Source organism: Streptomyces incanus, assembly GCF_042656345.1.
In the GTDB taxonomy this organism is placed as follows: Bacteria; Actinomycetota; Actinomycetes; order Streptomycetales; family Streptomycetaceae; genus Streptomyces; species Streptomyces incanus.
In genome coordinates, this window is sequence record NZ_JBHSPC010000034.1 from 1 (window position 1) to 10,384 (window position 10,384).

Consider the following 10,384-nt stretch of genomic DNA (forward strand, 5'->3'; position numbering starts at 1 on the left):
GACGGCCCACCAGTACCGATCTCCCGCATCGCGTATCTGCCCTGGTGGCCACTGACCGAGGGATGCCCGGCCTTCCACGCCGTGATCACGGGCTCGACCAGGGCCCACTGCTCGTCGGAGACGTCACTCGAGTACGGCTTGCGATCACTCATTCCGCCACCCAAGCGAATCACGAACGCTTGACCGGCACCGATGCCCCAACGTCACCCCATCGAGTGATCACGAGCCGGGCATAAGATCACGTACCGCACTCTCAGCGCCCTGCCCTCCCTGGACACCTCCTCGGTCAGGCGGACCGGCACCAGCACGCTCGCCTTCACCGCCACCGCGGCCGGCGCCACCGTGAACCTGGGCCCGTTCCACGACGCCCACGGCCACAACTACACCGTCTACTGGAACACCGGCGCCGTCCCCGAGGTCCGCCTGGTCAACGCGGCCGGCGGCCTGGTCCTCGGCATCCAGGACATGTCCACCGCCGACGGCGGCCGGGCCCTGCAATGGAACGACTCCGGCACCGCCGATCACAACTGGGAGATGCTCACCGACGGCGGCGCCTTCCGCTTCCGCAACGCCCACAGCGGCAAGGTCCTCGGCGTCCAGGACATGTCCACCGCCGACGGCGCGGCCGTCCTGCAGTGGGCCGACAACGGCACCGCCGTCCACCGCTGGACCCTGCTCGACCAGAACGACGGCACATACAAGATCCGCAACGAGCACAGCGGCAAACTCCTCGCCATCGCGGGCAACTCCACCGCCGTCGGCGCCTTCGCCGTCCAGGACTCCGACGACGGCACGGCCGACAACCGGTGGCGCGTCGTACGCAACTAGTCCCGCATTTCGCGGGTCGCCGATTCGGCTGGAGAGCGGGGCCGGGCAGTATCCGGCACGGGCACGTCGACGTCGGTCCGGGTGTGTCGATGACTTCCCGGTCCCCGCGGCCACGGACGGAACGCCCCCGTACGGAGTGCGTGATCGAGTCCGTGGTGACCGGGCGTTCGGGCGCTCTGCCCGTCGCTGCCGAGGTTCTGCGCCGGCTGGATGGTGCGGGGACCGCCGGTGCCCTTTGCCCGCCCGATCCCCGGATGGAGCTGACGCACGGTCAGATGGCCGAGATGCTGGTGGCCGACCGGGAGCCGGCCCGCCAGGCCGCGACCGCCCGCGGCGAAAACAAGGGCCGGAAGACCCGCCGCTCCCGCTGGACGCTCGCCCGGTGATCCGTACGCGGTCGCGCCGGGGGACGACCACCGGGGGAGTCGTCGTCCGGCACGGCCGCGGGAGCTCGACGAGAGCTCGACGAGAGCCGCACGATGCGGCGATGAGTTTTCCCGGCCCGGCCGGTCTACCGTCCGTCAAGTGATCAGAAAGCGCGAAGCAGGAGGAGCGACGTGAGCCAGTTGCTGCGGGTCCAGAACTTCACCGTCTCGAGCGACGGGTTCGGCGCCGGCGAGGGCCAGAGCCTCGAGAAGCCGTTCGGCCATGCCGATCCGGGGAACATGTTCGCCTGGGCCATCGCCACCGACCACCCACCCGTCAACCGCTCCGAACCCGGTGGCAGCCGAGGTCTGGACGACTACATCACGCGGGACTACGCCCGCAACATCGGCGCCGAGATCATGGGCCGCAACAAGTTCGGGCCGCAGCGCGGGCCCTGGCAGGACCACGAGTGGCAGGGGTGGTGGGGTGACGAGCCCCCGTTCCACACGCCGGTGTTCGTCATGACACACCACAAGCGCCCGTCGTTCACGCTCTCCGACACCACGTTCCACTTCGTCGACGGTGACCCGGCCGCGGTGCTCGCCCGGGCGAAGGAGGCGGCGCGGGGCCAGGACGTCCGGCTTGGCGGTGGGGCCACGATCATCCGGCAGTTCCTCGAGGCCGACCTCGTCGACACCCTGCATGTGGCGGTCGTGCCGACGAAGCTCGGCTCCGGGGCCCGGCTGTGGGAGTCCCCCGATGAGCTGCTCGATCGGTTCCACCAGGACGTCGTGCCCAGCCCGAGCGGCGTGACGCACCACCTGTTCTGGCGGAAGTGAGGCCGGACCAGCCGGTCGGCGCGGGTTTTGTCACCGGCACCCGCGGCACGGCCGCCGCCCAGCGGCGTCCTGGCCCCGCATTTCGCGGGTCGCTGCGGGTGCTGTTCAGGTCTGCAGCCGGCGTGGACGCCGCACGTCGAGCCCCAGCAGACCGAGGAGGTCGACCTGGACGACCCGGCTGAGGCTGACGGCGGGCGGGTCGGTGGCCCCGCGGATGCGTAGCTGGAGCTCACCGAGGTGATGCGGAATCATCCGGCCCGTGGGCCGCGTTCGGCGGCGGCCCGGGTGGATCCCGGGCATCGCTCGGGCGGCAGGTGCTCCTCCCGCCCGGCGGTGTAGTTCACCGGCGCGGTCTGCTGGAGGTCCAGGCCGGCCCGGAACCCGTCGCCGATCCCGGACGCCGGTACCGGCGCGTTGAAGTCCACCTCGGCGGCCATCAGCGCACCGATGTCGCCCCAGCAGTACAGCTTGGAGTCCGCGACCATCAGCAGGCGTCGCTCGCCGGCGAGTACCTTGAGGGCCTGTATCGCGCCGACGACCTGGGAGACCTCCCTGGGGCCGCCGGAAAGGACGCGGGAGAAGACCGGGACGCCGCCGTCGGCGGCAACCCCGATGCCGGTCCGGATCTGCTTCAAGTCCACCCGCCGGTCCTCGGGATGCCCGAACTCGACCATCGGGTGGTCCTCGTCCTGTCCGGCCTTGGGGGAACTTCACCGGCCGCATCCCCCAGCACCCCACACCCCGCAGCCCGGAACCCAGCCCGCGCTGGACCCGGACACACCCACTGGAGGAGTCAGATGACCACGCCGCCCGACGACCCGAGGATCGAGACCGCACTCGCCCGCGTACGGAAGGGCGCCCAGGAGCGCGCCGCCGCGCTCGGGCCGGCGCCCTGGCAGCCGATCTGGAAGCGGCCCCGCAAGCCGCTGACGAAGGCGGAGCAGAAGAAGCGGCTGCTCCTGCAGTGCGAGCGGCTCCAGCAGGCGGGGCACCGGCGCTTCTTCACCGGGAGGTCCCGCCGGCCCCGCCAGAGACGGAACCGCATCGGCAGCGCGGCCAGCCGCAGCGACGCGCGCGCCCTGTCCCGGCTGCGGTACTCCAAGGCGTGGCTGTGGTGACGATGCAGTGCACCGTGCTTCCGCCAACTTGTCCTTCGGCTTCGATAGACGGTTGCGGCCATTTTCCTGGCGGATGGCCGCGTTCGACAGCGTCCCCGTGCCCTGTGATTTTTCAAACGCCGATGAAGGGGAGGAGGCGTGCCTCCTCCAGGAGGTCGGTCATCGAGAACTGCTGTGCTACAGCCTGCAAAGTGTTGTACTCCGCCGGTGTAATGCGTACGCCGAAATATCGAATGATGTGACACAAGTCGTCCAGAGCCAGTTCTGGTTCGGCGTTGTCGATCGCCTCGGCTGTGGACTGCAGGGCGTTGCGTGCTGGATGGGAGGGATCCAGCCGGGCGCGTACTGCTGCCACAACGGTGTCGAGACCGGTGTTCGAATCGTCTTCTCGCATGGCTTTTCTCCTTCTGCCTGCCGTCTTTTCAAGCGGTTCCCCTTATGGGCAGTGCCCCCGGAACGGTAGTAGGTTCCGGGGGCACTGCGTGAGGAAGGGAGGTCAGTCGCCTTGTGTCACTGACTGGGGTTGATGAAGGCGGACATCACGCCGACGGGCTTTCCGTCGGGTGCCGCAAAGGTGCGGTAATACACCGTGACGGTGTACTTCGTCTTTGTCCGGCTGCACACACACTTCTTCTTCCAGTATGTGTAATTGATGTCCCACTTACCGTTCTTGCTGTCGCCCCACTGCCACCGCCAGTTGCCGTTGTCCAGCGCCTTCTTGAGGTCGCTGACCATGGCGTCGTTGTTTCGCCAAGAGCTCGGCTTTCCCTTGCCGACGTGCCGGTCCCTGATGTGTTCCAGACCGAACTTTGTGTACTTCTTGCTGACGTTGGTGCGGCTTCCCTCGCGGATGGTACGCCAGTGGCTCATGCCTTGCCGGGACCACATCAGGATGCGCCACTTGTCGCACTTCTTGAAGGGGTTGCCCCATGCTCCGCAGCGGCCGTCAAGGTCGACGGCGTTCACCGGGTCGGCGCAACCGTAGTCGTAGGCGTTGCAGTTGCCGCCGAAGACCGGGTCCGACTGGAGGAAGCGGCCGGTGTTCGGGTCATAGAGGCGCACGCCCATGAGCGTGACGCCCGAAGGGGTCTCGCTCGAGCGCTGCTTGCCGCCCAGCCAGCCGTAGCGGGTGGACGTCTGTCCGTCGCGCGCCGCGCCGTTCTCGTCGCTGTCGAGGGCGACCGGTGCCTTGCCCGTGTCCAGCGGCAGCTGAAGCATCACGTCACCGTGGATGTTGGTCAGGTGCAGGACGGTGCCACCCGTCTTGGCGGTCGTGGCGCCCAGGCCACCGCCGGCAGCGGCGACGTTGCGGGTCACCGTGCCCGCCGTGGTGTCCTCGGTAACCCACCGCGGGCTGTCCTCGTCGTTGGCGTAGTGGTTGACCTTTGAGGCGGTCTGGGTCCAGGTGCCGCCGCTTTCGCTCTCCGTCTTCCACGAGCGGAAGCGCAGGTTGGCGTCGAGCTGCCAGGTCTGTCGCTTGCTGCCAGCGGTCTGCTGGTGGACGAGGTCGTTGGTGTAATAGCCGATCGACGTGCCCGGCAGGGCCGTGGTGCGTCCGAAGGCGTCGTAGACGTGACTGCCACCAGCGATCCGGTCTGCGCTGTCGTAGGTGGTCGTCTTCGACGTTGCGCCGGCGCTGGTGCACGCATTGCCCGGAGCGGCGGTGGCCGTCGTGGCCGTGGTGCGGTTGGACCGCTTGTCCAGGGTGTAGGTGCGCCGGGTGCAGACCGAGTCGACGGTGTCGTCCACACCGGTGAGGCGTCCTGCCGCGTCGTAGCTGTAGTCCTGGTACGACCAGCCCGCCGCCGAGGTCACTCGGCCGTGCACGGACTCCAGGACGGTGCTGTCGGCCAGGACGGTGCCGTCACTGTCGCGGGTGTAGGTGCGGCTGATGACGGCTCCCGTCGGGTCTTTCTCCTGCCGCAGTGTGTAGCCGCCGGGAAGGTGCTCGGAGGTCACCGCGCCGTCGGCGTCGTAGGTCGCGGTGAAGGCGCCTGCGATGGAGTCGGTGGACTTCGTCAGCATGCCGCGCGGCTCGAGGGCTGTGTCGTAGCTGTAGACGGTGGTGGAGGGGACGTTGTCCGTCGTCTTCGTCGGACGTCCCAGCAGGTCGTATTCCTTGGTGGTGACGCCGCCGTCGGAATCCGTGTAGCTCACCTGCCGGCCCAGCTTGTCGTACTGCCGGGTGATGGTGCCGCCGGTCGGGGAGACGGTCCGCACGGTCTCTCCGTTGGCGGGGTCGTACTCGGTGGTCCTTGTGGGGACTGCTTGCCCGAGACCTCCGGTGATCGCGACGGTGGCAGGGCGTCCGGCGCCGTCGAAGGTCTGCGTGGTGGTGCGGGTGACACCGCCCGCCGTTTCGGTGGTCTTGGCGGGGTTGCCCCACCAGTCGTATTCAATGGTGGTGGTGGGCAGTTGCGAAGGGTTCGTTCCGCCGCCCGACACCGGGCCGGCCGAGGCGACCGAACAGACCATGCCGTCCCACTCCGGACGACCCGAGCAGGCTCCGGTCCCGCTGGCGGACCAGTACGTGGTGATCTGGGTTCCGGCATCCGTGCTGCCGGCTCCGGGGTTGGTCAGCCGGGAGACCCGGCCCTGCGCGTCGTACTCGGTGGTGGTGGTGATCGCCAGGCCCGCCGGGTTCTGGATCACCTGGGTCGGAGACCCGGTGGTCCAGTCGTACCGCATGTCCGTGACGTCGGCATCCGCCAGCAGGTCCGGGTACTCGCGCACCTGGGCGCCGACCGTGGTGCGGGTCAGCAGATCCTCGGGCGCGAAAGGGTCGCCGGAGGGGCGCCCGGTGTCGTATTCATTTACCGTGCGGGCCCGGGCGACGACCGGGGAGCCTGCGGACAGTACGATAGTGCTGCCCGAGAGCAGGTTGCGCGTGAGCTCCACCCGGCTGAGGGGGCCGAACTGCTCGGTCCTGCGCTGTCCGCCGCTGTACGTGGTACGAGTGGACAGCAAGGAGGCACGCTCGGCGGAGGGCAGATCGGCGATGCCTAGATCCGTCTGGGCCGCGCGGTCGTCAGCGGTCAGCCCCATGGCCAGAGACCGGTTGCCCGCCGACAGATCGCTGACGGCATTGCCGAAGGTGTCGTACTCGGTGGCGGTGATGTGACCACCAGGCGCCGCGGTGTTGGTTTCCCGGCCGGAGACGTCCAGGTAGTGGACGGTACCCCGGGTGTAAGCGCCTGCGGTCAGGTCACTGCCCGCGTGGGAAGCGGGTACGGAATCCGCCGGGAAGACGGCCGCCGCGTAGAGCGGTGCCCGCTGCTGGCCCCACTTGCGCACCTCGGAGGCGCTCATCGGGTACGGGGCTTTGGTGCCGGAGAGCGGCACGTCGTAGACGACGGAGGTGACCGCCACGCCCTGGGCGATATCCGTGGTGCCGGGCTTCAGGCCCGTCCGTGAGGCATTGAGGAGCATGCCGTTCCCGGACGCCGCGTCGTTGCCTGCATGACCGTACGTGAAGGTCCATGGGAACTCGCCCGGCTCGGTGAAGCCGGCGACGCGGCCTGCGGCATCGTAGGCGTACTCCGTCTTCAGCGGCGGGGTGATCTGCGGGTCCCAGGCCTGGGTCAGCCTTCCGGCACCGTTGTACAGATAGGCTTGGACGGCCTTTGAGGTAGCCGCCGCAGCACCCGGGGCGGTCGACCAGAGCCGAATCTCCTTGACCTGGCCGGCGACGTCGCCCAGAGCGCTGTCGGTCGCCGTGGTGGCCCCGGCGTAAACGTACTCCAACACACGGCAGCCCTTGGTGGCCGGAGTTGCTGAGCAGGTGGCGGCGGAAACAGAGGAGGAGGCGATCAGCTGCTTGGGGCGCGAGAGCGTCTTGCCGCCGCTGGCCACGGACTCGGAGACCAGGCTCGTCGTGGAGTCGGCCTGGCCGATCTGCGAGGTACTGGTGAGCTGCCAAGTCGTGGCGGCAGGGGCGACCTTGGCGAATTTGGCCACACCGCCCTCGCCGTCGGACAACGAGAAGGAGCTGGTGACCGAGCCGGTGAGGGCCAGCTCCTCCAGGCCGGGCTCGGGGATCCAGCCCGTCCGCGACGCGTTGGCCGTGAAGTGGAGCGTGCTGTCATCCTGCAGGACCAGGTCCACGGCGGTGTCGGACACCTTGCGGATGTGGCCGTACTCCGTCTCCGTCTGCTGTGCGACGGTACCCGCGACCCACTGGGGACCGAAAATGGCCGCCTGACCCTCCTGGTTGCCACCCGCGTCGGGAGTCCGGGAGGATGCCGTGCGGTTGACGGACAGTCCGAAGCGCGCGGTGTCCTCCTCGACGATGGAGAAGTCACCGGTCAGCAGATTCACCACACCGGGACCGACCTGGTTGCTGGCGGCTCCTTCGGCGTTGCGGTCGACCACCAGGGCGACAGGCTCACTGCTGCCGGAGGTGCTGCCGGAACCGCTGAAGTCGGCCTTGATTTCGACCGCTCCGTCGGGATTGACGGTGCTGGCTGCATTCCAGGTCAGCGGGGCATTGCGTCCGGCGACCAGGGGCACCGGCCAGCCGGTGATGGCATCACCGTTGTCTGTCACGTCGGCAGTCGGGATCGGTACCCACGGGTCGGCCGCGGAGCGTCGCCAGGAGAAAGAGACCTTGTTGTACGAGGCCGCCGCACCCTCCGCGACGAGCTGCAGATGCCGGGCGGTGCGGTCGCCGTCCCAGGGCTGCACCAACGCTCCGGGACCGGCCTGGAAGTTGTACTGGACGACGTCGGACTTGTTATCGGCCTTGTCTACCGCGCGAACTAGCAGAGTGTGCGAGCCATTGCGCGGCGGGGTGACCGAGATGGCCTTGGCGGCGGTGGAGCCACCGGTAGTGACCTTGGTCCAGGTGACGCCGTCGAGGGACCATTCGAGCCAGTTGTGGTCGGTGCCGTTCGGGGTGACGGTGAAGGTGCCTGCCTGGCCCGCGCCCTTGACCCACTTGTCCGACGGGTAGTCCGTGGAGACGATCTTCGTCGGCGCGGACGGCGCCTTGGCATCGACGGTGAAGGTCTTCCACGCCGACCAGCCGGTGCTGTAGTGCGCACCGTCATAGGGGGAGGTGCGGAACTTGTACGTCTTGCCGTCCGTGAGCATCCCTGCGGGGAGGGTCACGGAGGCGACCTGCCCGGAGGGCACGTACTTCGAGACGAGGACGTTGCCGACCTGGGTGTCGGTGGCGTTGTCGAAGATCTGGAAGGTGCCGTTGACCTTGTCACCGTCGGCGTCGACGAAGGTGTCCCGCAGCGTCGGTGTGGTGGTGTTGACGGTGTAGGCGCCGCTGTAGGAGAAGTACGGCGGGCCGGCCTCCTGCTTGGTGCCGGTGCGCGGCCGGTAGTTGTAGGTGACCACCAGCTTCGGCGGGTTCGTGGCGGCGTTGGCGGAGTTGACCCGCTTCCACTGCGCCACGACCGACTCGTCGGTGGCGCGGATGCCCAGGTGGCCACGGGTGGCCTTGGCCGAGGCCCACTCCTGCGCCAGCGTGGTCACGTCGGCGTTGATCCAGCCGTCGGGCTGGCTGGTGCACGAGGTGTTGCCGCGGGTCTCGGTGGAGGTGGCCTTCTTCGCCGTCATGACCGGCCGGTTGGTCCACCGGCTGGAGGTGGAGGCCGCGGGCGAGGACCACACCTCCCACGGGTACGCCTTGCAGTCGAGGTTGTTGCCCGAGTGGAAGTTCCACAGGCTCAGCTTGGCGTCCAGGACGAGGGCGTCCTGGACGGGCGTGGTGTTCCAGGAGATGAAGGACTGCGCGGTGCGCGGGGTGCCGTCGGCGTTCTTGGTGCCCGGGTTGCCGAAGTCCAGCTCGACGTCGGTGGACCAGTCGACGGTCTCGCCCTGCTGCACGTAGGTGTCGAAGACATTGGACAGCGAGGAGGTGGACGGGTCGATGGTGACCGGGTACTTCGTCTCCGGGGCGGTGAGGAAGTCCGCGTCCGGGGTGATCAGCAGGTCAACGGAGGAACCCTTCTGCACCACCTTCATGCCAACCCTGGCCTGGCGGGTGTGCTCGCCGGAGCGCTGGTCGACGGTGGAGTCCCACATCACCGGTGCGGGCATCACCGCCCGCTTCTTGTTCTTCTTGTCGGTGAACAGCACGCTGCCGTCGGCGAGTTGCTTCGCCTTCAGGCCCTTGGCCTTCAGCGGCAGCGTGTAGGTGTAGTCACCGGTTTCGGGCCGCTGCTTGAGCTCGACGTACTGCTCGAAGCCGGTCCGGGTGGCCTCCACGACCACGTCCGCGCCCGGTAAGGCGTTGACGTATTCCGCCCGGGTGCCGTCCAGCTTCGGCGCGGGCAGGCCGCCCTTCCACTGCAGGGTGATCTGCTGGTCACCCTCGCCGAGGGTCACCAGGTCGGTGGCCTTGGCCTGCCGAGCGGCCTTCAGTGACTTCGCCGGGGTCCCGGACCTCCCGGCCAGGCGCAGCCCGCCCGGGTGCGCTATGGGCTCGACCGCCCCGTCGGCGCCCTCGACGAGGTCCAGGTCCACCTCGCGCCACTTTCCGGTGGCCTCGTCCGTGAACCGAACGGGCCCGGCGGCGAGTTCCGTGGTGAGCGAGCCGTCCTTGTTCACCCAGGTCGTGGAGGTCTCGGTACGCTCCGAGAGCGCCTCCACGCGCTTGCCCAACAACCGGGCGGCCACGCGCGCCGACGGGAGGTCCGCGGCCTGAGTGACTGCCGCACTCTTCGGCTTCTTGGAATTCTGCGGGGCGGCAAGGGCCGCGGAGTACGCCCCGTCAAGGAGCGTGACAGCAAGGGCCAGGGACAGACTTCCCGCTATCCAGCGGGTGCTCCCCCCGGCCCAGGGGCGTCTGCGCCGGTGGGACGCATGGTTACGAATCATCCAGATTCTCCGGTTCTTTCCACTTCACGAATACGCCACACCTGTGACGTGTTCATGAAGCTAGCCGGAGGGAAAAGAGAGCAAAGGCGGCAAGCGAGAGACAAAAGGATCTTGCTCCATCAGATCAAGATCATGATCTTTATCACTCAGAGTGCGGTACGCGAACTTATGTCCGACTTGCTATCGCTCGATGGGGTGACGTTGGGGCATCACGGCCGGTCAAGCGTTCGGGATTCGCTTGAGTGGCGGGATGAGTGATCGCAAGCCGTACTCGAGTGATGTCTCCGACGAGCAATGGGCCCTGGTCAAGCCCGTGATCACGGCGTGGAAGGCCGGGCACCCGTCGGTCAGTGGCCACCAGGGCAGATACGCGATGCGGGAGATCGGTACTGGTGGGCCGTC

At 68.2% G+C, this 10,384-nt stretch carries 8 protein-coding genes and 1 pseudogene; 4 read left to right on the forward strand and 5 right to left on the reverse strand.

Going from position 1 to position 10,384, the window contains the following annotated elements; translation table 11 throughout:
* Positions 1-152, reverse strand: a 152-nt coding sequence (locus tag ACFP2V_RS13305) for a transposase (RefSeq protein ID WP_381210497.1), incomplete at its 3' end; no start/stop codon positions are given.
* Between the two features lie 100 nt (positions 153-252).
* Between ACFP2V_RS13305 and ACFP2V_RS13310 the strand changes: the two are divergent.
* The 3 genes and pseudogenes from ACFP2V_RS13310 to ACFP2V_RS13320 form a co-directional block, all read left to right on the forward strand.
* Positions 253-828, forward strand: a pseudogene (locus tag ACFP2V_RS13310) (RICIN domain-containing protein); the annotation flags it as partial.
* Between the two features lie 140 nt (positions 829-968).
* A complete protein-coding gene (locus ACFP2V_RS13315; protein ID WP_381210477.1) occupies positions 969-1,214 on the forward strand; it encodes a hypothetical protein in 246 nt (81 codons plus the stop codon).
* A gap of 171 nt (positions 1,215-1,385) precedes the next feature.
* Positions 1,386-2,033 (forward strand): dihydrofolate reductase family protein, encoded by a 648-nt coding sequence (locus tag ACFP2V_RS13320; RefSeq protein ID WP_381210479.1) that lies wholly within the window; start codon positions 1,386-1,388, stop codon positions 2,031-2,033.
* A gap of 105 nt (positions 2,034-2,138) precedes the next feature.
* On the opposite strand, the gene ACFP2V_RS13325 is transcribed toward ACFP2V_RS13320, so the two are convergent.
* Entirely contained in the window at positions 2,139-2,285 is a 147-nt protein-coding gene (locus ACFP2V_RS13325; RefSeq protein ID WP_381210482.1) for a hypothetical protein, read from the reverse strand.
* A complete protein-coding gene (locus ACFP2V_RS13330) occupies positions 2,282-2,707 on the reverse strand; it encodes a hypothetical protein (RefSeq protein ID WP_381210485.1) in 426 nt (141 codons plus the stop codon). Before ACFP2V_RS13330 ends, ACFP2V_RS13325 begins: the two co-directional genes overlap by 4 nt.
* Positions 2,708-2,830: 123 nt before the next feature.
* Here ACFP2V_RS13330 and ACFP2V_RS13335 point away from each other — a divergent pair, with 123 nt between their 5' ends.
* A complete protein-coding gene (locus ACFP2V_RS13335; protein WP_381210488.1) occupies positions 2,831-3,151 on the forward strand; it encodes a hypothetical protein in 321 nt (106 codons plus the stop codon).
* Positions 3,152-3,263: 112 nt separating this feature from the next.
* Here ACFP2V_RS13335 and ACFP2V_RS13340 read toward each other — a convergent pair whose 3' ends face one another.
* Together ACFP2V_RS13340 and ACFP2V_RS13345 are read right to left on the reverse strand one after the other, a co-directional pair.
* Positions 3,264-3,545, reverse strand: a complete 282-nt coding sequence (locus ACFP2V_RS13340) for a hypothetical protein (protein ID WP_381210491.1) — start codon at positions 3,543-3,545, stop codon at positions 3,264-3,266.
* A 116-nt stretch (positions 3,546-3,661) separates the two neighbouring features.
* On the reverse strand, positions 3,662-9,982 hold the full coding sequence (locus tag ACFP2V_RS13345; protein ID WP_381210494.1) for a DNRLRE domain-containing protein: 6,321 nt from the start codon (positions 9,980-9,982) through the stop codon (positions 3,662-3,664).
* Positions 9,983-10,384 lie beyond the last annotated feature (402 nt).

Excerpts from the sequence above, each read along its gene's own strand:
- ACFP2V_RS13325 (WP_381210482.1), bottom strand. The coding sequence starts at position 2,285 with ATGATTCCGCATCACCTCGGTGAGCTCCAGCTACGCATCCGCGGGGCC.
- ACFP2V_RS13330 (WP_381210485.1), bottom strand. The coding sequence starts at position 2,707 with ATGGTCGAGTTCGGGCATCCCGAGGACCGGCGGGTGGACTTGAAGCAG.
- ACFP2V_RS13335 (WP_381210488.1), top strand. The coding sequence starts at position 2,831 with ATGACCACGCCGCCCGACGACCCGAGGATCGAGACCGCACTCGCCCGC.
- ACFP2V_RS13340 (WP_381210491.1), bottom strand. The coding sequence starts at position 3,545 with ATGCGAGAAGACGATTCGAACACCGGTCTCGACACCGTTGTGGCAGCA.
- ACFP2V_RS13345 (WP_381210494.1), bottom strand. The coding sequence starts at position 9,982 with ATGATTCGTAACCATGCGTCCCACCGGCGCAGACGCCCCTGGGCCGGG.